This window comes from Streptomyces sp. NPDC001728 (genome assembly GCF_040297565.1).
Classification (GTDB): domain Bacteria; phylum Actinomycetota; class Actinomycetes; order Streptomycetales; family Streptomycetaceae; genus Streptomyces.
The window spans coordinates 117,323-138,510 of the sequence record NZ_JBEOZK010000004.1; the positions used below are offsets into that span (position 1 = coordinate 117,323).

Consider the following 21,188-nt stretch of genomic DNA (forward strand, 5'->3'; position numbering starts at 1 on the left):
CCGTTTTACCTGCTCATTCGTCGTTCTCACGACATGATCGGGGCCGGCGAGAACCTCCCCCTTGCAGCCGCCGCGGTCTCCCCACGGCGGAAGCTCTCCCTGCCCGTGAAAGACCCGAGGTTCCGTGCCAGTACCTGTTCTCCTGACCGGGCGCTCCGTGCGCCTGGAGCCGCTGGCGATGCGGCACGCCGAAGCCCTCGCCCGGGCCGGCGGGGCGGACCGAGCGGCCTACGCCTTCACCCCCGTGCCCGACGGCTTCCCATCGGCCCTCGACTACATCGGCCGCGCCCTCGCGGATCAGGCGGCAGGACGTTCCCTGCCCTTCGCCCTGATCAGTACCGCCGACGAACGAGTCATCGGCTCGACCCGGTTCCTCGAACTCGACTACTGGAGGGGCCCGCTGGTCTGGCCGCCCGTCCCCGGCATGCCCCACGGCGATCCCCTGACCGCCGTGCCGGACGCCGCCGAGATCGGCAACACCTGGATCGCCGGCGACGCCCGGGGCACCGGCATCAACACCGAGGCCAAGTTCCTCATGCTCCGGCACGCCTTCGAAGCCTGGGGCGTCCGCCGCATCACACTGCGCGCCGACGCCCGCAACACCCGCTCCAGAATCGCGATCGAACGACTCGGAGCCAGCTGCGAAGGCGTCCGCCGCGCCCACTCCCGAGGGCTCGACGGGGCCGTCCGCGACACGGCCTTCTACTCGATCCTCGACGAGGAATGGCCCACGGTCAGGGACATCATCGAACTCCGTCTGTCCACCCCCCGCCAGGTGCGCGTCCCGCAGGACCTGCTCCCGGCCTGACCCCCTCCACCACCGCTCCGGCGGGCACTCGCGCCCCCGTCGGAGCGGTGGTTCCATGGAAGGGACGGGAAGGACTCGACAGTGAGGACGCGGGGTAGCGGCCGTCACCGGACCGCGCACCGTGCAATCAGGATCCGCGAGAAGCGGATGAGTCCTTTCCGCCCCCTCGCGCCCGCCGCCTCCCCTTCGGTGCCGACCGGCACCGGTCGGCCGCTCCACCGAGGGACCGCCCCGGTACGGTGATCGCACCAGCGAACAGCGCCACCGAAGGGACCGAGTGATCGTGCCGACCGGAACCGCCGACGTACTCCTGCGGACGGAGGGCCGGGCCGGATTCATCACCCTGAACCGCCCCCGCGCCATCAACGCGCTCACCCACCCCATGGTCCTCGCCGTCGACGCGGCCCTGACCGGGTGGGAGCGCGACCCGGACATCGGCACCGTCGTCATCGAGGGCGCGGGGGAACGCGGCCTCTGCGCAGGAGGCGACATCCGAGCCATCCACGACGACGCCCGCGCCGGCGGCTCCGCCTCCCGCGCCTTCTGGCGCGACGAGTACCGGCTCAACGCCCGTATCGCCCGCTACCCCAAGCCCTATGTCGCCCTCATGGACGGCATCGTCATGGGCGGCGGCGTCGGCGTCTCCGCACACGGCTCCGTCCGCGTCGTCACCGAACGCTCCCGGGTCGCCATGCCCGAGACCGGCATCGGCTTCGTCCCCGACGTCGGCGGCACCCACCTCCTCGGCCGCGCCCCCGGCGAACTCGGCACCCATCTCGCCCTGACCGGCGGCCTCGTCGGCGCCGCCGACGCGATCCTCACCGGCCTCGCCGACCACTTCGTCCCCGCCGCCGAACTGCCCGGCCTGGTCCGGGACCTGGTCCTCCTGCCCGCCGAGGAGGCCGTCGCCCGGCACAGCGCGGCGGCCCCGGCAGGTGTGCTCGCCGAGCAGCGGGAGTGGATCGACGCCTGCTACCGGGCCGAGACCGTCGAGGAGGTGATCGAGCGCCTCTTCGACACCGGCGCCCCCGCCGCCAAGGAGGCGGCCACCACCCTCCTCACCAAGTCCCCGACCGCCCTCAAGGCCACCCTGGCGACCCTCCGCAGGTCCCGCGCCCTCACCACTCTCGAAGAGGTCCTCGACCTGGAGTTCCGGGCCTCCTGCGCCGCCCTCGCCACCCCCGACCTCGTCGAGGGCATCCGCGCCCAGGTCGTCGACAAGGACCGCGACCCCCACTGGACCCCGGCCACCCTCGCCGAGGTCACGGACGAGGACATCGCCCGCTACTTCCTCGCACCGGCCGAGGGAGACCTCGGCCTCGAAGCCGCCCGCGCCGGCGGGGACCGCGTGTGACGGCGGCCACCTCCTTCGGGCCCGTGCTCGACCTCATCGCCGAGGAGATCGCCGCCCTCACCGAGCGGGGCACCCCCGCCGACTACATCCCCGCCCTCGCCGCCGGCGACCCCACCGACTTCGGCATGGCCGTCGCCGAACTCGACGGCACCGTCTACGGGGTGGGCGACTGGCGGCGTCCCTTCTCCACCCAGTCCGTCACCAAGGTCTTCACCCTCGCGCTCGCCCTCGCCGGAGAAGGCGACGCGCTCTGGGCCCACGTCGGCAGGGAACCCTCCGGCGACCCGTTCAACTCCCTCGTCCAACTGGAGTACGAGCACGGCATCCCGCGCAACCCGTTCATCAACGCCGGCGCCCTCGTCGTCACCGACCGCCTGCACCGGCTGACCGGCGACGCCTCGGGCAGCCTGCTCGACTTCCTGCGCGCCGAGAGCGGCAACCCGGACCTCGGCTTCGACACCGACGTGGCCGCCTCCGAAGCCGCCCACGGCGACCGCAACGCGGCCCTCGCCCACTTCATGGCCTCCTACGGCAACATCACCGGCCCCGTCCCCGACCTGCTGCGCGAGTACTTCCGCCAGTGCTCCGTCGAAGCCTCCTGCGCCGACCTCGCCCTGGCCACCGGCTTCCTCGCCCGGCACGGCCTGCGCGCCGACGGCACCCGGCTGCTGACCCGCAGCCAGGCCAAACAGGTCAACGCCGTCATGCTCACCTGCGGCACCTACGACGCCGCGGGCGACTTCGCCTACCGCGTGGGACTCCCGGGCAAGAGCGGCGTCGGCGGAGCGGTCGTCGCCGTCGTGCCGGGCCGCTGCACCCTGTGCGTGTGGAGCCCCGGACTCGACCGCCGGGGCAACTCGGTCGCGGGCGTGACGGCGCTCGACCGCTTCACTACCATCACCGGCCTGTCCGTCTTCTGAGGTCCCACGAGGCCGTGCCCGGAAGACGGCGCCGCCCGCCCGCGGGCACGGCCTGGGCGCCGTCCAGCGCCGCCGGTTCCCCGAGTGCCCCCGCCGCCCTGCGCCAGGCCTCGGTGACCGCCCCGTGGGCAAGCTCCGTCGCCGCGGCCACGTCGGCGGGCAGCCGCAGCGGCGTCCCGATGTGCACATGCAGCCCCGGCCTGCGGACCGGCGCGGTGAGCACCCCAGCGATCTGCTTCGCCCGCCCGCCGGACGTGATCCGCCGGGCACCCGCCTGACCGATCGGCACCACCGGCGCGCCCGTGGCCCCGGCGAGCCGCGCGAGCCCGGTACGGAACGACTCCGGCGGACACTCGGCCGCGTCCCGGCGCGGCGGGACGCGGCCCTCCGCGTACAGCATCACGTGCCGCCCCGAGGCGAGCGCGACCGCCGCGTGGTCCAGGGCGACGGCGGCGCGCGCCGTGTTGCGGTGCACCGGCACGTACCCCTCGCGGGTCAGCGCCCGGCCGAGCAGCGGGATCCGCCAGAGCCCGGCGGTGGCCAGCAGGACGGGCTCGACGGCCAGCCGCCTGCGGAGCGCGGCGAGGACGACCGCCGGGTCGGCGGTCGAGGTGTGGTTCACGACCAGGATGCTGCCGGGCTCCAGCCGGGCCCCGGGGTCGGCGGTGACGGTCAGCCGCCCGAAGAACGGGACGACATGGGCGGCGATGCGGCTGAGCACGGGCGGGCCCCCTGGCTCCGAGGTCGATGCGCTGACCCACCCATCGTGCGAGGGCCCGCGGCGCCCCGCATGAGCACCCGTACTCAGCCGGGGTACTCGACCCCGCCCACCGGAAGGGGCTCGGTGGCCGGGGAGTTCTCCGCCCGGTCTACGCTGGCCTCGGCCGACCGGCACACGGACACGGGGACGAGGGGGAGGGGCGGGGTGGTGGGACGTTCCACGCGACGCGTCGCGGCGCTCCTGCCCGCGATGCTCTGCGCGATCTGGTCGCTCCTGCTGCTCCCGGCGCCCCAGGCGCAGGGGACGCCCCAGACGGCAGCGGTGGCGCAGGCCGGCTCGGCGCTCGCTCCGGTCGCGCCCCCGGGAACAGCACCGGGCACGGCCCCGTCCGCCCCCGCTCACCACGTCGCGCCCCCGGACCCCCAGCTGGCGTCCACCGCGGTGGCACGCCTCCCGGGGGCCGTCGAGAACCCCGTACGGTTCCCGGGAACGCCCCTGACCACGGTCGCCGTTCCCGCCGACCTCTCCGTACCCGCGCGCGGTGTCCTCGTGGGCGACCCGCGCCGTGAGCGCGCCCCGCCCACCGCTCCCCGGGGCCCCCGCGTCCCCCGTGGTCCTCCCGCCGCCCGGCACAGCTGACGTTCCTCCGCGTCGCCGTCCGGGTCCTCGGCATGTCCACGTACCGGACCGGTTCACGACGCGTGTCCGACCGTACGCCCGGCACGGCCGCCGGGCGCCCCCACGCGCGCGCGTGGGCGGGCGCCCCCGCCGTGCGCTGCCAGTGGAGCACCCGTGTCCCCACGTACCTCTCGTCCCCCACGTCCCTCCCGCCCTGCCCGGGCCTCCGGTCCCGCACGGCCCTCCCGGCCGGGGCGCGGCTCCCGGTCCGTGCTCCTGCGCGCGCTCCTCGCGCTCGCCGTCGTCGCCCTCTCCCTCTGGATCACCCTGACCACCCCGCCCCGGCTCGGCCTCGACCTGCGGGGCGGCACCCGCATCGTCCTGCAGACCGAGGACGGGCCCACCGTCCGCGCCGACGCGGCGGCCACCGACCGCGCCCTCGAGGTCCTCCGCAAACGCGTCGACGGACTCGGCGTCGCCGAACCCTCGCTGGCCCGCTCCGGCGAGCGGCGCATCGTCGTCGAGCTCCCCGGACTGCGCGACCCGCGCGAGGCCGCCGACGTCATCGGCCGTACCGCCCAGCTCACCTTCCACACGGTCACCGGCCCGGCCCAGGGGCCCGCGGGACCGGCCGCCAAGGACGGGACGAGGGTCCTCGCCGACCCCGACGCGCCGGGCGCCTTCCTCGCCCTGGGCGCCCCCGCGCTCACCGGGGACGGTGTCAAGAGCGCCGAGGCCGTGCTCGACGCCACGAACGGCCGGGGCTGGACGGTCGACCTCGCCTTCCGCGACTCCGCCGCGGGCACCTGGGCGCGGCTCACCGGCGACGCGGCCTGCGCGGCGCCCGGCGACCCTGCGCGCCGGGTCGCGATCGTGCTCGACGACCGCGTCGTCTCGGCGCCCGCCATGCAGCAGGGCGTCCCGTGCGGCTCGGGCATCGGCGGCGGCTCCGCGCAGATCACCGGAGGGTTCTCCGGTCAGGAGGCCCGCGACCTCGCGGCGCTCGTGCAGGGCGGCGCGCTGCCCGTCCCGGTGACGACGGTCGAGCAGAGCACCGTGGGACCGACCCTGGGCGCCGAGGCGATCAGGGCCAGCGCCCTCGCGGCCGTGATCGGCCTCGCCTGCACGGGCCTGTTCGTCATGGTGATCTACCGGCTCCTCGGCGTCCTGGCGACCGTCGCCCTGCTGCTGTACGGGCTGATCTCCTACGCCGCGGTGGTCGCCCTCGGCGCCACGCTCACCCTGCCGGGCCTCGCCGGCTTCGTCCTGGCCATCGGCATCGCCGTCGACGCGAACGTCCTCGTCTTCGAACGGGCACGGGAGGAGTACGCGGCCCTCGGCCGGACCGCCGGGCGCGACCTCCGGCGACCGCTCGAAACGGCGTTCGGCAAGGTGTGGAGCGCGGTCGCGGACTCCCACATCACCACCCTGCTCGCCGCCGGCCTGCTGTTCGTCTTCGCCTCCGGCCCGGTCAAGGGCTTCGGCGTGACCCTCGCGATCGGCGTCGTGACCTCGCTGCTCAGCGCCATGGTCATCACCCGGCTCCTCGCCGACCTCACGCTGCGTCTGCCGGCCGTACGCCGGAGGCCCTCGATCACCGGCATCGCCGGACTCGGCAGGCTGCGGACCCGGCTGACCCGGCGCGTTCCGCGACTGATGGCCCGCCGCCGCCGCTGGCTGCTCTCCTGCGGGGCGCTCCTGCTGGTGGCCCTCGCCGGGATCGGGGTGCGCGGCCTGGAGTTCGGTGTCGAGTTCACCGGCGGCCGGGTGGTCCAGTACACCGCCGAACGACCGGTGGACGCCGACCGGGCGCGCGCGGCCGTCGCGGACGCGGGCTTCCCCGACGCGGTGGTGCAGACGACGGGCGGCGCGGAGGCCGCCGACGGCGAAGGGGCGGCGCGCGGCGAGGTGTCCGTGCGCGTCCGGGAGACCGGCGACGAGGAACAGCGCGACATCCGCGAGGCCCTCACCCGGGTGGCCGGCCCGGTGGAGGTGGAGCGCGACGACCTGATCGGCCCGAGCCTGGGCGGAGAACTGCGCACGCACGCGACGATCGCCCTCGGCCTCGCGGTGGTGGCGCAGCTCCTCTATCTGACGGTGCGCTTCCGCTGGACGTACGCGACGGCGGCCGTTGCGGCGATGACCCAGGACGTGCTGCTGGTCGTGGGCTTGTTCGCCTGGCTCGGAAAGCCCGTGGACAGCGTCTTCCTGGCCGCTCTCCTCACGGTCGTCGGCTACTCGGTCAACGACTCGGTCGTCGTGCTCGACCGGCTGCGGGAGCTGCGCCGTCGCGGCGGGCGGATTCCGCTGCCCGACCTCGCCGACCGGGCCGTCGCCCAGACCCTGCCCCGTACGGTCAACACCGGCATGGGCGCGCTCTTCGTCCTGGTGGCGCTCGCCGTCCTGGGCGGCGACTCGCTCACCGACTTCTCGGTGGCGCTGCTCGCGGGTGTCGTGCTCGGCATGGCGTCCACCGTGTTCACGGCGATGCCGCTGGCGGTGGCCCTGGAGGCACGCCATCCGGCTCCCGCCCCGGCCCCGGTGTCCCGCCGAGGCGTGGGCGCCGTGGTCTGACCGCGTACCGCGGCGGCCCGTTCCCCGTGCGCAGGGGGACGGACCGCCGCCCCGGTCAGGGCCGGTCGAACCAGGACAGCGCGGCGATCCGCCAGCCGTCCGGGGTCCGGACGAACTGGAGGGTCTTCGTGCCCTCGCCGTCGTACGGCTGCCCGTCCAGGACCCCGGACTTGCGGTACGTGCCGAAGCGCGAGGCGATGTCACCCTCGATCCGGGTCTCCTCCGAGGTCTCCCACTCGGAGAAGTCGACGAGCCGCCCGTCGGTCAGCAGCCGCTCGCGCGGGACGACGAACTCCTCCACGGAGTACGTCGTGAACGTGGGCGCCGTGCAGACGATCACCCCCTGGGGCAGCACCAGCCGGCGGATCCGGCCCACGTCGGGGGCTTTGCCGCCACGATTGTCGAACGCGCCGTAGAATTCGGCGGTCACCGCGTCTATCTGAGTCTTGGACATGACACGAGCGTAGGGGGTGTCCCGCCGATCGGGCCGGACACGCCAAGCGGGCGGCCGTTCAGCCGAGTTCGGCCTCGATGAGGTCGGCTGCCCGGAGTGTGCCGCCCTCGCGGCGCATCGACTCCTGGACCTCTCGCGCACGGCGCGCCACCTCGGGATCGCCGGTGAGGGCGAGCACCGCCTCGCGCAGCAGCCCGGGAGTGACCTCCTCCATCGGCAGGTGCCGTGCCACGCCCAGGGACTGGAGCATGTCGGCGTTCCCGAACTGGTCGGTGGCCTGCGGGACGGCCACCATGGGCGTGGCCGTGGCCAGGCCCTCCTGGCTGCCTCCGGCGCCCGCGTGGGTGATGAACGCGTCGGTCTGCCGGAGGACCGCCAACTGGGGCACCCAGGAGTGCACTTCGACGTTCGGCGGCAGTTCGCCGAGTTCGGCCGGGTCGACGAACTTCCCGACCTGCAGGACGAGGTGCCAGGAGGGGAGTCCCGCGAAGGCCTCGACGCAGTCCCGGTAGAAGCCGGGCAGCTTGGTGAAGGCGGAGCCGAGGGAGACCAGGACCACCTTCTCCGCGTGCTCCGGGCGCCGCCATTCCCCCTGCTCGGCGCGCGTGCCCTGGCAGGCGCCGACGAAGGTGTAGACGGACCGGTCGACCCGGTCGGCGTGCGGCTGGAGGGCCTCGGGGATGAGGACGAGGGCGCGGCGAGGGCGGGCGACGAACCTGTCCGGGTGGGTGTCGATGCCGTGCTCGGCGAGCCAGTCCGCGAAGCGCGCGTAGTAGGCCTTGCCGCGCGGTGACGCCCTGAGCCCGGCGAACATCGGCTCGGCGACCTCCTCCTCGTACCCCTCCCACGGCACGAGGTTCGGCCAGAGGGAGAGGGCCGGGACGCCCCAGGTGTGGGCGAGGACGGGGGCCGGGTAGGAGGTGATGTCGTGGAGGACCAGGTCGGGCCGGTCCCGCGCGAAGGCCTCGGCGAGCTGCGGCAGCGCCTGGACGGCGTCGGCGAGGAACGGTTCGAGGTGGTCGATGAGTTCGGTGCCCCAGGCGTCGGGGTCCTCGTCGGTCGGCAGGGTGGAGCGGTAGACGACGGGGGTGGCCCCGGTCGCCGCGACCTTCTCGGCGAAGGAGGCGGGGACGGCGTAGCTGACGCGGTGTCCCCGGGCGACGAGTTCCCGGACGACCTCCAGACTGGGGTTCACATGGCCGTGGGCGGCGATGGAGAACATGGCGATGTGGGCGGGGGAGGGGGCTGCGGTGGGGGTCATTCCACCCACCCTAAGCGAGACGATACGTATCGTCTAATGGATTCCCCTGCCGACGGTGTTCTGTCCATGCCAAGATGACGCCCGTCGAACCATGCCGCCCGACCCAGGGGACTCCGTGAAAACACAGGCGTACGCCGCCAGGGGCGCCCTCGCCCTCGCCGGCGCCCTCACCCTGCTCGTCGCCCTCCCGGCGAGCGCCCTCGCCGCGCCGCCCGCCGCCCTTCCCGCCAACGCCGACGCCCTGGAGCAGACCTTCCAGCCGGCCTACGACTACGACACGGACGGCTGCTACCCCACACCCGCCATCGGCCCCGACGGCACACTCAACGGCGGCCTCAACCCCTCCGGCACCGTCAACAGCCAGTGCCGCGACTCCTGGGACCTCACCCAGACCAACGGCTACTCCCGCGCCAAGTGCAACAACGGCTGGTGCGCGATCATCTACGGCCTGTACTTCGAGAAGGACCAGGCCGTCTGGGGGAGCGGCCTCGGCGGACACCGCCACGACTGGGAGCACGTCGTGGTCTGGGTGCAGAACGACCAGGCGCGATACGTCTCCACCTCCGCCCACGGCAACTTCGACACCTATGGCCGGGACGCGATCCGCTGGGACGGCACCCACCCCAAGGTCGTCTACCACAAGGACGGTATCGGCACGCACTGCTTCCGGCCCGCCAACACCAAGGACGAACCGCCCGAGAACCACCAGCACACCTGGCAGTTCCCGAGCCTGGTCGGCTGGAACGGCTACCCCGCGGGCCTGCGCGACAAGCTCAGCCAGGCCGACTTCGGCAACGCCGTCTTCGGCCTGAAGGACGGCAACCTCGCCGCCCACCTCGCCAAGGCCAAACCCGCGGGCATCCCCTTCGACCCGTACGCCTGACCGCCCGGGCGCGGGCGCCCGGTCCCCGCCCCCGTGGCCGCTGTGGGATCATGCGGTGCCCCGGGGTGGGGCGAAGGGGTGTTCGACGCTTCGGGGCGAGGAGTGCGGTGTGGGCGCGGGTGGGGAGCGGGACGGTTCGTCCGTACCGGACGACGTCTGGGAGCAGTTCCTGCGGGATTCCGTGGACGGAGTGCCGGACGCGCCCAAGGAGCCGTCGGCGCGGGCCCGCAGTGCGACCGGGCGACCGCGTGAGCAGCCCGCGAACCCGCGTGCCCACACACCGCCCCCGCGCCGGCGCGGCAAGGGCTGGTACGTGGCCGGGTTCCTGGTCGCCGTGGCCCTCCTGGTCGTGGCGTTCGACCCCTGGCACATGATCGGAACCTCCGGCGACGGCGCTCCGGCCGGGCCACCGCTCGCCCAGGAGTCGGAGCGCCCGACCGAGGCCCCGCCCGTCGAACCGGCCCTCCGGCCCACGATCGGCGAACCCTTCCGCGGTTCGCCCGCGGCCCGCTGGGCGAACGGCGCCGTGGGCATCACGGTCCCCGCCGCCCGGGCGACCGGATGGATGAGCGAGGCGCAGGTGGCACAGGCCCTGCGACGGTCCCGGGACTTCCTCGTCGCCTCCAGCCTGGACCCGGCGGTATGGCGTGGCGAGCGGCCCACGCGGGCGACCGCCCTGCTCAATCCGCACCAGCGGGACGTCCAGGACTACCTGAAGGCCTCCTTCGAGGCCCCGAGCGCGGAGAACGATCCGCTCCTGCTCTTCAGCCGCTTCGACCCGGCACGCGCGCGCGTGGCCGGCGACGTGGTGAAGACCCGGGGCCGGATCTCGTACGGCCCCGGCGAACGCGGTGCCCTCCAGGTGACCACCGACGTCACCTACGTCTATCCGGTCACGCGCGGGACGGCGGGCGGCGACGAGATCGCGCGCACGATCGTCCGCCGAGAGATCGTGCTGAACTGGGACGACCCGTCGAAGATCATCACCGAGCCGGGCACCGTCTCCCTCGTCTCGTACAAGACCCATATGACCAACGGCGGCTGCGACGACCACACCGGCTACTTCGCCCCCGAGTTCGACTCGGACCGGCCGGCCGAGGGCGCGACGGAGGACAGAACCGTCGACCCGTACGACCGCGCCCGGCCGATGGACGAGCTGACCGGAGCCGCCGACGGCGGATGCGGGACGGCATCGCGTACGTAGCGGGCCCGACCGCCGTGTGAGTTCACGGCCCGCCGGGGCCGACCGGCGTCGGGTGATCCATGGCCACGCGCGCGCGTGGCGGGCACGATGGGCCCCATCACCGCCGGGCGACCCGGGCGCGCCGGTGGGAACCGGAAGGGACGAGCCTCCTCCATGCCCCAGAAGTACGGCGACTACCAGCACGAGATCTACTTCGACGGGCTCTTCGGCGTCCTGCCCGAACTGCCCATGACCTTCGGCGAACTGGAGAGCCGGGCGCGGGCGGCGCTCCCGCCCTCGCTCTGGTCGTACGTGGCGGGTGGCGCGGGCGACGAGCACACGCAGGAGGCCAACGTCCGGGCCTTCCGGCAGTGGGGGCTCGTCCCGCGCATGATGGTCGGCGCCTCCGAACGCGACCTCTCCGTCGACCTGTTCGGGCTCGCCCTGCCGTCCCCGCTCTTCATGGCGCCCGTCGGGGTGATCGGACTCTGCGCCCAGGACCGGCACGGCGACCTGGCGACCGCTCGCGCCGCAGCCCGTACGGGCGTGCCGATGATCGCCTCCACGCTCAGCGTCGACCCCATGGAGCGGGTCGCCGCCGAGTTCGGCGGCACACCGGGCCTCTTCCAGCTGTACACCCCCACCGACCGCGCTCTCGCGGAGAGCCTGGTGCACCGCGCCGAGGCGGCCGGCTTCCAGGGCATCGTCGTCACCCTCGACACCTGGATCACCGGCTGGCGCCCGCGCGACCTCGCCACCGCCAACTTCCCCCAGCTGCGCGGCCACGCGCTCGCGAACTACACCTCCGACCCCGTCTTCAGGGCCCGTCTCGCGAAGCCGCCCGAGGAGGACCCGCGCGCCGCCGTCCTGGAATGGGTGGGCCTCTTCGGCAACCCGCTGGTCTGGGACGACCTGGCCTGGCTCCGTTCGCTCACCGACCTGCCGATCGTCCTCAAGGGCGTCTGCCACCCCGAGGACGTCCGCCGGGCCAGGGACGGCGGCGTCGACGGCATCTACTGCTCCAACCACGGCGGCCGCCAGGCCAACGGCGGCCTGCCCGCCCTGGACGCCCTGCCCGAGGTGGTCGCCGCCGCCGACGGGCTGCCCGTGCTCTTCGACTCCGGCGTACGCACCGGCGCCGACGTCGTCAAGGCGCTCGCGCTCGGTGCCACGGCGGTGGGCGTCGGCCGCCCGTACGCGTACGGGCTGGCGCTCGGCGGCACGGACGGCATCGTCCACGTCCTGCGCTCCCTGCTCGCGGAGGCGGACCTGATCATGGCGGTCGACGGCTATCCGACGCTGGAATCCCTGAGGGCGGACGGCGCACTGCGCGCCGTCCGCCCCCAGGGCCTGATCCGAAGGCAGGCCCTGGATCCTTCCTGAGATCCCTGCCGTGGTCAGTTGAGTTCGTCGGGGTGCGGGCCGGTCCGCAGGCCGCGGTCGAGCGCGGCCACCGTCCGCATCTCCTCGTCGGTGAGGGTGAACCCGAAGACGTCGAAGTTCTCGCGGATCCGGGCGGGGGTGACCGACTTGGGGATGACGATGTTGCCGAGCTGGAGGTGCCAGCGGATGACGACCTGGGCCGGGGACCTGCCGTGGCGGGCGGCGATGGCCGTGATGGCGGGGTCGTCGAGGACGGCGCCCTGCGCGAGCGGGCTCCAGGCCTCGGTGGCGATCCCGTGCTCGGCGTGGAAGGCGCGCAGTTCGCTCTGCTGCAGGCCGGGGTGGAGCTCGACCTGGTTGACGGCCGGCATCAGCTTCGTACCGGCCATGAGGTGCCGGAGGTGGCCCGGCTGGAAGTTGGAGACGCCGACGGCGCGGGCGCGACCCTCCTCGGCGAGGCGCTCCAGGGCGCGCCAGGAGTCGCGGTACAGGTCATGGGCGGGCGCAGGCCAGTGGATGAGGTACAGGTCGACGTGGTCGAGACCGAGCTTGGCGAGGCCGGCGTCGAAGGCGCGCAGGGTGGCGTCGTAGCCCTGGTCGGCGTTCCACAGCTTGGTGGTGACGAACAGCTCCTCGCGGGGCAGCCCGGAGGCGGCCAGGGCGCGGCCGACGCCGGTCTCGTTGCCGTAGATCGCGGCGGTGTCGATGCTGCGGTAGCCGGCCTCCAGGGCGGCGGTGACGGCGGCGGTGGTCTCGTCGTCGGGGACCTGGAAGACGCCGAAGCCGAGCTGAGGGATCTCGACGCCGTCGGCGAGCTCGACGGTGGGAACGGCGGGGGTGGGGGAGGAGGGCATGGTGTGCGGGTTTTCCTTCACTTGACGGGGGGTGCGGCGGAGCCGGGGATCAGTGGTGTACGAGGGTGCCCGCGGGCGCACCGGAGGCTGCGGCGGAGTCACCGGCCAGGACCGCGGGGGTGCGGCGTTCCAGGGCCGCCGACCAGAGGGCGAGGCCCAGCGCGGCGGCGGCGAGGGCGGCGCCGACCCAGTTCGGGGCGGTGTAGCCGAGGCCGGCGGCGATCACGAGGCCGCCGAGCCAGGCGGCGAGCGCGTTGCCGAGGTTGAAGGCGCCGATGTTCACGGCGGAGGCCAGCGTGGGCGCGCCGTGGGCCTGGTCGAGGACGCGCTTCTGGAGCGGGGGCACGGTGGCGAAGCCGAGGCCGCCGATCAGGAAGACGGCGACCGCGGCGAGGATCTTGTCGTGGGCGGCCACGGTGAACAGCGCGAGGACGACAGCCAGGCCGCCGAGGGCCACGTACAGCAGGGGCATCAGCGCGCGGTCGGCGTACCGGCCGCCGAGCAGGTTGCCGAGGAACATGCCGAGGCCGAAGAGCACGAGCAGCCAGGTGACCGAGCCGTCCGCGTAGCCGGCGACATGGGTCATCATCGGCGCGATGTAGGTGATCGCGGCGAAGACGCCGCCGAAGCCGAGCACGGTCATGGCCATCGCGAGCAGGACCTGCGGGTTGCGGAAGGCCTTGAGTTCGCCGCGCAGCCGGGCGCCTTCGGGGCGGGGCATGGCGGGCACGAGCTTCGCGATGCCGAGGAACCCGACCACACCGAGCGCGGCGACGATCGCGAAGGTGATGCGCCAGCCCACGGTCTGCCCGATGAACGTGCCGAGCGGCACGCCGACGATGTTGGCGACGGTCAGCCCCGTGAACATGGTGGCGATGGCGCCGGCCTTCTTGTCCGGCGCGACCAGCTCGGCGGCCACGACCGACCCGATGCCGAAGAACGAGCCGTGGGCGAGCGAGGCGACGATGCGGCCGGTCAGCATCAGTCCGAAGCTGGGGGCGACGGCGGAGAGCAGGTTGCCGAGTACGAACAGGCCCATGAGCAGCATCAGCATCCGCTTGCGGCTGACCTTGGTCCCGAAGACGGTGAGCAGCGGTGCGCCGATGACGACGCCGAGGGCGTAGCCGGTGACCAGGAGGCCGGCGGTGGGGATGGTGACGCCGTAGTCGGCGGCGATCTCGGGCAGCAGTCCCATGATCACGAACTCGGTCGTACCTATACCGAAGGCTCCGACTGTAAGAGCGAGCAGAGCGAGCGGCATGCCGCGCCCCCCTCCGGATGTGCTTGAAGGATCCCTTTGCATGCGTTCACAATAGTTGCATGCGCTAGATATGTGCAAGCGCGGGTAAGTGGTGTGATCTGGATGGTGCTGTCCGCAGGTGAAGTCGGCCGAGGAGTGACGCGGGCGGAACCGGCCACCCTCGTGCTCGCCCCCGCCCTCTCGTGGGCGCCCTCGATGCCGGGGCGGCAGTGGAACGCGTCGAATCGGTCCACGACGCGCTCCGGGCGGCGCCCTGGTCCGCGACCCGGTGGACGTTCTGACGTACGCGAAGCGGCCTGCTCCCGGCGGACTCCGATGGGAGCCGGCCGACGGGACCCGGCCGCTTCGTCAGGTCAGGCGGCGTCTTCGGGGCCCGCCAGCTGCTCCGCGAGCTCCCGCTCGCCCTGCTCGGAGAGCGAGGTCTTGAGCACCTCGCCGCCGAACGATGCCATCGCGGCGGCGAACCGGTCCTCCGTGACGCTCGAGGCCAGGATCACGACGGCCGCCGAGCCGGGCCGGAGCAGCTCCCGGACCTTCTCGCGGAACTTGCTGTCGACCCCCATCTGCTGGAGCTTGCCGATCAGGCCTCCGACGGCCGCACCCACGACGCCGATCCCGGGGGTGAGGATGAGGATGCCGAAGACCATGCCCCACAGGGCACCGGCGGTCGCCGACATGGCGATGCCGTCGGTCCTGGCCGGTGTGTCCACATGGGTCTTGCCGTCCTCGTCGACCGAAACCACGGCGAGTCCGGACAGTTCGACCACGTGGTCCTTGTTCAGCCGTTGTACCTCGGCGAACGCCCTGTCGGCGACGGCGCGGTCCTCATAGCCGAGGATGATGAGTTCGGACATGCGGATCTCCTTGTGAGGGGATGTCGGTACCGCTGGGTCTTGGTCGACCTCGCCGTGGGGACGGGCTCGGGCGGCTGCCGGCTGGCTGATGACCAAGGGCTGTCTGCGCCGGCCGGGAGCGACATCCTCATCGCCGACGAACTGGGTTTCGACGACCTTGCCCGCCGAATCGACGAAGTCGACCTGGACGGCGTACGAGGATGTGTTCTGCGTCTTGTCGGTGACGGTGACGACGGCGGCCGTGACGCCGCCGGTGTGGGCTCGGGGTCTGCCGCAGTCGTGCCGGGCAGGTCGTCTCGGAACCCGGGCCCTTCTCAGGCCGGTCAGTACCGCAGCACTCCGGCGATGTGTCCTTGACCGGCCAGCGCGTCGTCGGGTACGAAGCGGATCTCGGCTCCCCGCTCCAAGGCCTGCTCGACGATCTCGTCGACCATGTCGTCCCGCGCTCCCTCCTGGTCGGCGTCCGCGGGTTCCAGGTGACCTCCCTCCTCCCGTACGACTGCCCGGAAGTGCTCCTCGACAGCCAGCAGGCGCACCCGCCCCTCCTGCACGGCCTGCCACACCTCGTCGAGGCCGCCCGCGAACTCCCGTCGGCCGCGTGCCGCCTCCAGCTCGGCGGCGACGGTGGCCGTCGAGGCGGCCTCACGCGCGGTACGAACCGGCTCCACGGCCTCGGCGACCGCACCGGCCGGTCCGTCGGCGAGCCCTCCGTGCTCGATGGTCACAGCACCCGGACCCAGCGGGCCGACCTCCTCCAGGAGTGCGAGCGCGGTGGCCGACCCGATCACGTACAGCGGGCGGGGCTCGCGGGCGACGACGGCACGCAGTTTGTCGTGAGCCTCGCGCAGGAACCGGCGGGTGGCCTCGTCCTGGAAGGTGCTGGGCAGGTCCCCGATGCGTTGCTTGCGTTCCGCGTCAGGGTCCTCAAGGCTCCGCGCGTGCGGGAATCCGTCCCCCGAGTACTCGGTGGCCCCCTCAAGGGTGCCGTCCCACAGCGAGACCCTGTCGGCGGCCACCGCGACTGCCCAGTACGGCTGTTCGGCGGCGTGCGCCGCGACGAGGTTGCGGGTGAGGAAGGTGTCGGCGAGCACCACGCGTTCGGGTACGGAGCGATTGACCGGCCACACATGGTGCTCGCCCTGAGCCACGAAGATCACCAGACCGTCCTGCGCGTGGGCCAGATCGACCTCGGCGACGGCTCGCCTCAGCCGGTCGACGATCTCTCCGCGCCGCTCGCGCGGCACGTCGGGGTCGTTGGTCAGTGCTTTCTCCGCCTGGGCCACGAGGTTGCGCAGACGCACAGGATCCTGCGCGTTCTCGGGCTCGCGTCGATGGGTGGGCATCAGCAAGGAGAGGGCGGGATAGGGCCGGGGCCGGCGCAGTTCGGCGAGCTGGTCCGAGGTGAGGGAGGGATTCATCGGATGCCATCCTGGTGGTGAGAAACGAGCAGGGCGGGTGCGAGGCGGACGTGGGGGCACCCGGGACGGTGATGAGTGGATCGGTGGGGTCGCGCCGCCGCGCTATTGCGGTCCGGCGAACTGTGCGGCGAGTTCGCTCTCGTCCTCGTCGCTGAGCGAGGTCTTGAGGACGGTGCCGCCGTGCTGTTGCATCGCCGCGGTGAACTTGTCGTCGGTGACCTTGGAAGCCATGATCACGACCGCGGCGGATCCGGGCTTCAGCAGATTTCCCACTTGTTGACGGAACCGGTCGTCGATGCCGGACTTGCTCAGCCCGCCCACGAGGCCGCCGAGCGCGGCACCTGTCAGGAGACCGAGGCCGGGGACGAGGAACAGCATGCCGAAGATCGCGCCCCACACGGCTCCAGTGGTCGCGGTGGAGCCCACGACACGGCTGTCCGAGTCGACGTGGGTCCGTCCGTCCTCGTCGACCTCGACGACCGCGAGGCCGTTGAGGTGCACGACGCGGTCCCGCTGGAGTTCCCTTACCGTGTCGAACGCTCTGTCCGCCTCGTCGACGTCGTCGTATCCGATGACGATGAGCTCGCCCACTTCCGCCTCCTCGGTCCGACGCCCCTTCCGACGGTCCGCTGATGAGCGATTCCACCCGAAAGGGCATACATGGATGAGCTTGACCCGATATTCGGGAGGGCGCGAGTCGATCCGGTGAGAACCCCGCGCATGGCGCACCCCGGCCCCGCTAGCCCATCGGAGGGAAAGGCCCGACCGGCCGGTGCGGGAGATCCCTCACGTCCTGGCCGCCTGCTCCGCCGTCATGAGCGCGGCGATCCCCGTCGGTCGGCGATGGGCGTGCACTCTTGGATGCGCGCTCATCTGCCGGCGACGCCCGGCATCACTTCAGCGCCGCCACTCATAGACGCCCGGTGAGGACTGCAGGACCTCGCTCGGCGACTCCTTCAGCACCCGCCCGAGCAGCCTCCGCTGCTCGTCGATCCAACCCTCCTCAAGGTCCATGGGAAGGAGTACGGACACGCGCGAACTACCCAGATCCTCCACCTGGACAGCGGGAGTCTCATGCTCTTCGTCGTGCGGCTGGATCCTGATCTCGGGGCTGTGGCCGTTGTCCCTCCAGCAGATGTCCTGACCCGCGCCGAGAAGGTCCAAGGCGCGGGACCAGTCCTCCAGGTCGGAAGGGACCACGGAGATCCCCAGTCGACCGCTGACAGCGGCCCGGCGGGTCGAGCGACCCCTGTGGGCCACGGACGTGGTCGGTCCGTTCTCCTGTACGTCTCACTGGCCGTCGTGCGGTCGCTGCCGGAACTCCGTATCCGGTGCCTGGGGGTTCGGTCCCCGGAAGCGGGCGAGTGTCTTCGTGAGGGTCTTCCACGGCGAGGGGTCGTCCTTGGCCGTCGCCGTGGATGCCGTCCGGGGGGCGCCAACGCCGCTGGTCGCCTCGGCGAGGGCGTCGAGCGCCGACTCGGCGGCCTCCCGGTACAGGTCGCAGGATGCCGTCATGGCTTCGAGTGCCTTGGCGTACCGGGTGACCATGGCCTGTGCGTGGACCAGTTCCTCGGCGGGGGTGAGCAGGTGCCAGCCTTGACGCAGCCGGGTCAGGGCCTGTTCGGCGTCGGCCGGCAGTGGCTGGGGCAGTGCGGCGAACTCCTTGATCCTGTCCAGGAGTTTGGTGGGTTCGGTGCCGTCCAGGAAGACATCGCGCAGCGTGAAGCGCTCCGCCTCGTAATCGGGGGTCTGCGGTGTCGGGGGCAGGATGACGGCGCCGCCACGCGGTATCCCCACACCCAGCTCGCGCTTCATCACGAAGTCGGCGATCAGCGCCTGCTCCGGTGTGGCCCGGTGTTCGACGACCCGGTGCCGCAGGCTCGGTGGCAGGAAGGCCGTGATCGGCCGGCGTCCCAGGGTGTCCGGTGTCATCGCCTCGTGCACCACGACATGGATGAACCAGCTCTGCCGGGAGCAGGCCCGCAGCAGGCGGCGCAACTCGTCGTCGTCCTTCGGCAGGTGGTTCGTCGTCCGCAGGCGCACGTCCGGCACCGTGTCGTGGTCCCATGCGACCTGGTCGCTGTCGGGCCAGAACACGGTGGCCGGTGAGGGCCAGCTCGCTTCCCAGGCCCGCTCGGCCTCGGCGGCGAGGACCCAGGCGACACCCTCGGCCTTCATACGGCGGGACCCGGGCTCGAACGTGGTCAGCTGCGCGCGCACCGTGACGTCGTCGGCCACGCGCCAGCGGGCCTCGAAGAGGCGGCGTGCGGACGGGCCGGGGTCGGCGGGCTCGTCCCGGGGGTAGAGGTCGGTGGAACTCGCCGCGTCGACGGGGTCGAGGTCCAGGAAGTCGTCGATCACCCGGGCCGCCTTGAGGGCGAGCAGGTTGCGCCGGACGTCCCGCTCGGGCTCGGGCCCGAGGTGACGTCCACGCCCGAGCCAGGCGGTGTCGGGGACGGTGGTCGATGAAGTGCTGTTCTTGGTCATGGAACCATTCAGTGGGCGATGAGGGCCCGACCAGTATGGTCCGCGGTCCGAGCGAGGGAAGCGGTACCCCGTCCGCGCCGTCATGGATCGAATGCCTGGGCGACGGACAGACCGCTCGGCCCACTTGCAGCCCATGACCGGCTGCCGTGTCCTTGCCGGCAATGGCCTCTGCCTCGCCGGACGCACGAGGGAGGGCGGGGAGGCGGAGCGAGGGGTCTGATCGCGGCATCGCGCCCGTGGTCCTGGTCGCCGCGCTCGCGATGCCGGCCGCGGCGTTCCGCCGGCGCTGGCCGCTTGCTGTACTCGCGTCGGTCTTGACCGTCGGAGCCATCGCCACCTTCGTACGCGGGGGGCCGGTGCCGCTGGTGGCGGTCGCCTTCGTGGCGTACGTGATCCCTCATCGGTTTCCGCGGCGTCAGGCGCTCCGGGTGCTCGCCGCGGCCTTGCTGGTGATGGTGCCGGCTGGTGGCTGAGGCCCGTCGCGCGGGCAGTGAGGAACGCCTGTGGACGGCGAGGGCGTCGCACGATGTGGTGGCGCACACGATGAGCGTGATCGCGGTGCAGGCGGGAGTCGCGAACCGCGTCGCCACCGAGCGTCCGGACGAAGCGCGGCGTCTGTCCACCGCCAAGACGCGCGTCGGCCGCCTGCTCAAGAATCTCGGCGCCCGCGACCGGGCTCAGCTCGTCATCGCCGCGTACGACGCCCGCCTCGTCCGCCCGGCAACGCAGCTGGAACGTCTCCCGCCAGTGCCGAGTGAGCTGGCGTTGATTCCATGCTTACCCCCCGATCGTCTACAGTGAGGTAGACCGTCTACTTGGCTGTAGTCACTCCGGTGTGGGCCGGGTGGCCTCTGCCTGCCCCCTTGAGAGGCTCCGCCCGTATGGCCGCTTCCGTTCACGCCACGACCGTTCTCGCGGTCAACCTGCTGGATGCTCATTCCCTTCTGGCCACTTTCGGTGTGTTGGGCATCGCGGTGGTCATGTTCGCGGAGACCGGTCTGCTGCTCGGCTTCTTCCTGCCGGGGGACTCGCTCCTCTTCACGGCGGGCCTGCTCTGTGCCGGTGCGGCGGACAAGGCCTCGACGTTGTCGCTGCCCATGGTGCTGACCGCCGCTGTCGTGGGCGCGCTGGTCGGTGCTCAGGTCGGGTACCTGATCGGGCGCCGGGCCGGCGGGGCGCTGCTGGCGCGGAGCGGCAACAAGCGGCTTCGTGAGGGTGCCGAGCGCGCGGAGGTGCTGCTGGAGCGGTACGGACACGCGAAGGCGATCGTTCTGGCGCGCTTCGTTCCCGTGGTGCGAACCGTGCTCAACCCGCTGGCCGGGACTCTGGGCGTTCCGGCTCGCACCTTCACGGTGTGGCAGGTGGCGGGTGGTCTCGTGTGGACGGTCGGCCTGGTGCTGGCCGGGTATGGACTCGGGTCCTCGATCCCGAACGTCGACCGCTATCTCCTGCCGATCGTCGGCCTCATCGTCGTGGTGTCCCTGCTCCCGCTGGGGATCGAACTGCTGCGCTCCCGGCGGGCCGCCAAGCGCCAGACCGAGGTCGCCCGATGACGCCGGCGCTCGACGGCTCGCAGGTCGACGGTTCCGTCTACACCGACGTGACCGACCTCGCCCACCGTGCCCCGGGCTGGCTGGACGACGTGATCTCCGCATGGTCGACCTACGGCGTGGTCCTGTTCGCCGTTCTCGTGGTCATCGCGTGGTGGCGGGCACGGCGTTCCGGCTCCGCCGATGTCGTCGGGTCCCTGGCGGTCCCGCTGATCACCGTGTTCGCCTTCGGTGTGGACCTGCTGCTGAAGAGCCTCTTCCGGGAGGACCGGCCGTGCCAGACCCTCCACGTGGTCACGCTGGAGGCATGCCCCGCTCCCGGTGACTGGTCCTTCCCGAGCAATCACACGGCCATCGCCGCCGCCGTGGCTGTGGCGCTGCTCTTCGTGTCGCGCCGCCTCGGTGCACTCGCCCTGGTCGCGGCGGTCCTGATGGCCACCTCCCGGGTCTGGGTGGGCGCCCACTACCCGCACGACGTCCTCGCCGGCTTCCTCGTGGGCGCGGCTGTCGCCTGCCTCGCGGGGCTGGTCGTCCGTCGACACCAGGCCGCCTTGGCCGAACGCCTGAAAGCCACCGCGCTGCGCCCACTGGTGGCGGCCACGTGA

At 72.6% G+C, this 21,188-nt stretch carries 22 protein-coding genes; 12 read left to right on the top strand and 10 right to left on the bottom strand.

What is annotated here, in order from left to right; translation table 11 throughout:
• Positions 1 to 124 precede the first annotated feature (124 nt).
• From ABT154_RS08390 to ABT154_RS08400, 3 genes are all read left to right on the top strand, one after another.
• Complete coding sequence (locus ABT154_RS08390; RefSeq protein WP_351854504.1) at positions 125 to 808, top strand: GNAT family N-acetyltransferase; 684 nt, start codon at positions 125 to 127, stop codon at positions 806 to 808.
• Between the two features lie 283 nt (positions 809 to 1,091).
• On the top strand, positions 1,092 to 2,162 hold the full coding sequence (locus tag ABT154_RS08395) for an enoyl-CoA hydratase/isomerase family protein (RefSeq protein ID WP_502969467.1): 1,071 nt from the start codon (positions 1,092 to 1,094) through the stop codon (positions 2,160 to 2,162).
• Complete coding sequence (locus ABT154_RS08400) at positions 2,159 to 3,082, top strand: glutaminase (protein WP_351854510.1); 924 nt, start codon at positions 2,159 to 2,161, stop codon at positions 3,080 to 3,082. Before ABT154_RS08395 ends, ABT154_RS08400 begins: the two co-directional genes overlap by 4 nt.
• Here ABT154_RS08400 and ABT154_RS08405 read toward each other — a convergent pair.
• Positions 3,060 to 3,803, bottom strand: a complete 744-nt coding sequence (locus tag ABT154_RS08405) for a lysophospholipid acyltransferase family protein (RefSeq protein WP_351854513.1) — start codon at positions 3,801 to 3,803, stop codon at positions 3,060 to 3,062. The two genes, ABT154_RS08400 and ABT154_RS08405, sit on opposite strands and share 23 nt — an antisense overlap.
• A 207-nt stretch (positions 3,804 to 4,010) precedes the next feature.
• Here ABT154_RS08405 and ABT154_RS08410 point away from each other — a divergent pair, with 207 nt between their 5' ends.
• Entirely contained in the window at positions 4,011 to 4,442 is a 432-nt protein-coding gene (locus ABT154_RS08410; protein WP_351854516.1) for a hypothetical protein, read from the top strand.
• A 249-nt stretch (positions 4,443 to 4,691) separates the two neighbouring features.
• Positions 4,692 to 6,995 carry a protein translocase subunit SecD gene (secD, locus tag ABT154_RS08415; protein WP_351854518.1) on the top strand — a complete coding sequence of 768 codons (2,304 nt, stop codon included), beginning with the start codon at positions 4,692 to 4,694 and terminating at the stop codon, positions 6,993 to 6,995.
• A gap of 55 nt (positions 6,996 to 7,050) precedes the next feature.
• On the opposite strand, the gene ABT154_RS08420 is transcribed toward secD, so the two are convergent.
• Positions 7,051 to 7,449, bottom strand: coding sequence for a nuclear transport factor 2 family protein (locus ABT154_RS08420; protein ID WP_351854521.1), 399 nt, complete (start codon positions 7,447 to 7,449; stop codon positions 7,051 to 7,053).
• A 58-nt stretch (positions 7,450 to 7,507) separates the two neighbouring features.
• A complete protein-coding gene (mgt, locus tag ABT154_RS08425) occupies positions 7,508 to 8,710 on the bottom strand; it encodes a macrolide-inactivating glycosyltransferase (protein ID WP_351854524.1) in 1,203 nt (400 codons plus the stop codon).
• 91 nt (positions 8,711 to 8,801) lie between these two features.
• Between mgt and ABT154_RS08430 the strand changes: the two genes are divergently transcribed.
• The 3 genes from ABT154_RS08430 to ABT154_RS08440 all read left to right on the top strand — a co-directional run bounded on the left by ABT154_RS08430 (position 8,802) and on the right by ABT154_RS08440 (position 12,159).
• Positions 8,802 to 9,593, top strand: coding sequence for an NPP1 family protein (locus ABT154_RS08430; RefSeq protein ID WP_502969468.1), 792 nt, complete (start codon positions 8,802 to 8,804; stop codon positions 9,591 to 9,593).
• Between the two features lie 109 nt (positions 9,594 to 9,702).
• Positions 9,703 to 10,797: a hypothetical protein gene (locus ABT154_RS08435; protein WP_351854529.1), complete on the top strand. Its 1,095-nt coding sequence runs from the start codon at positions 9,703 to 9,705 to the stop codon at positions 10,795 to 10,797.
• A 153-nt stretch (positions 10,798 to 10,950) separates the two neighbouring features.
• On the top strand, positions 10,951 to 12,159 hold the full coding sequence (locus tag ABT154_RS08440; RefSeq protein ID WP_351854532.1) for an alpha-hydroxy-acid oxidizing protein: 1,209 nt from the start codon (positions 10,951 to 10,953) through the stop codon (positions 12,157 to 12,159).
• A gap of 14 nt (positions 12,160 to 12,173) precedes the next feature.
• Here ABT154_RS08440 and ABT154_RS08445 read toward each other — a convergent pair whose 3' ends face one another.
• The 7 genes from ABT154_RS08445 to ABT154_RS08475 all read right to left on the bottom strand — a co-directional run bounded on the left by ABT154_RS08445 (position 12,174) and on the right by ABT154_RS08475 (position 19,033).
• The gene (locus ABT154_RS08445; protein WP_351854534.1) at positions 12,174 to 13,013 is read right to left on the bottom strand and encodes an aldo/keto reductase; all 840 of its coding nucleotides are present in this window, start codon (positions 13,011 to 13,013) and stop codon (positions 12,174 to 12,176) included.
• 49 nt (positions 13,014 to 13,062) lie between these two features.
• Positions 13,063 to 14,274, bottom strand: a complete 1,212-nt coding sequence (locus ABT154_RS08450) for an MFS transporter (protein WP_351854537.1) — start codon at positions 14,272 to 14,274, stop codon at positions 13,063 to 13,065.
• Positions 14,275 to 14,627: 353 nt separating this feature from the next.
• Positions 14,628 to 15,128 carry a DUF1269 domain-containing protein gene (locus ABT154_RS08455; RefSeq protein WP_351854540.1) on the bottom strand — a complete coding sequence of 167 codons (501 nt, stop codon included), beginning with the start codon at positions 15,126 to 15,128 and terminating at the stop codon, positions 14,628 to 14,630.
• A 323-nt stretch (positions 15,129 to 15,451) separates the two neighbouring features.
• The gene (locus tag ABT154_RS08460; RefSeq protein ID WP_351854542.1) at positions 15,452 to 16,546 is read right to left on the bottom strand and encodes a baeRF3 domain-containing protein; all 1,095 of its coding nucleotides are present in this window, start codon (positions 16,544 to 16,546) and stop codon (positions 15,452 to 15,454) included.
• A gap of 102 nt (positions 16,547 to 16,648) precedes the next feature.
• Complete coding sequence (locus tag ABT154_RS08465) at positions 16,649 to 17,137, bottom strand: DUF1269 domain-containing protein (protein ID WP_351854545.1); 489 nt, start codon at positions 17,135 to 17,137, stop codon at positions 16,649 to 16,651.
• 306 nt (positions 17,138 to 17,443) lie between these two features.
• The gene (locus ABT154_RS08470) at positions 17,444 to 17,806 is read right to left on the bottom strand and encodes a DUF5959 family protein (RefSeq protein WP_351854548.1); all 363 of its coding nucleotides are present in this window, start codon (positions 17,804 to 17,806) and stop codon (positions 17,444 to 17,446) included.
• Positions 17,807 to 17,836: 30 nt separating this feature from the next.
• Positions 17,837 to 19,033, bottom strand: coding sequence for a hypothetical protein (locus ABT154_RS08475; RefSeq protein WP_351854550.1), 1,197 nt, complete (start codon positions 19,031 to 19,033; stop codon positions 17,837 to 17,839).
• A gap of 236 nt (positions 19,034 to 19,269) precedes the next feature.
• Between ABT154_RS08475 and ABT154_RS08480 the strand changes: the two genes are divergently transcribed.
• The 4 genes from ABT154_RS08480 to ABT154_RS08495 all read left to right on the top strand — a co-directional run bounded on the left by ABT154_RS08480 (position 19,270) and on the right by ABT154_RS08495 (position 21,188).
• Positions 19,270 to 19,506 (top strand): hypothetical protein, encoded by a 237-nt coding sequence (locus tag ABT154_RS08480; RefSeq protein WP_351854552.1) that lies wholly within the window; start codon positions 19,270 to 19,272, stop codon positions 19,504 to 19,506.
• Entirely contained in the window at positions 19,499 to 19,834 is a 336-nt protein-coding gene (locus ABT154_RS08485) for a histidine kinase (protein WP_351854554.1), read from the top strand. Before ABT154_RS08480 ends, ABT154_RS08485 begins: the two co-directional genes overlap by 8 nt.
• A gap of 80 nt (positions 19,835 to 19,914) precedes the next feature.
• The gene (locus tag ABT154_RS08490) at positions 19,915 to 20,586 is read left to right on the top strand and encodes a DedA family protein (protein WP_351854556.1); all 672 of its coding nucleotides are present in this window, start codon (positions 19,915 to 19,917) and stop codon (positions 20,584 to 20,586) included.
• Positions 20,583 to 21,188 carry a phosphatase PAP2 family protein gene (locus ABT154_RS08495; RefSeq protein ID WP_351854558.1) on the top strand — a complete coding sequence of 202 codons (606 nt, stop codon included), beginning with the start codon at positions 20,583 to 20,585 and terminating at the stop codon, positions 21,186 to 21,188. The genes ABT154_RS08490 and ABT154_RS08495 overlap by 4 nt, the downstream gene beginning before the upstream one ends.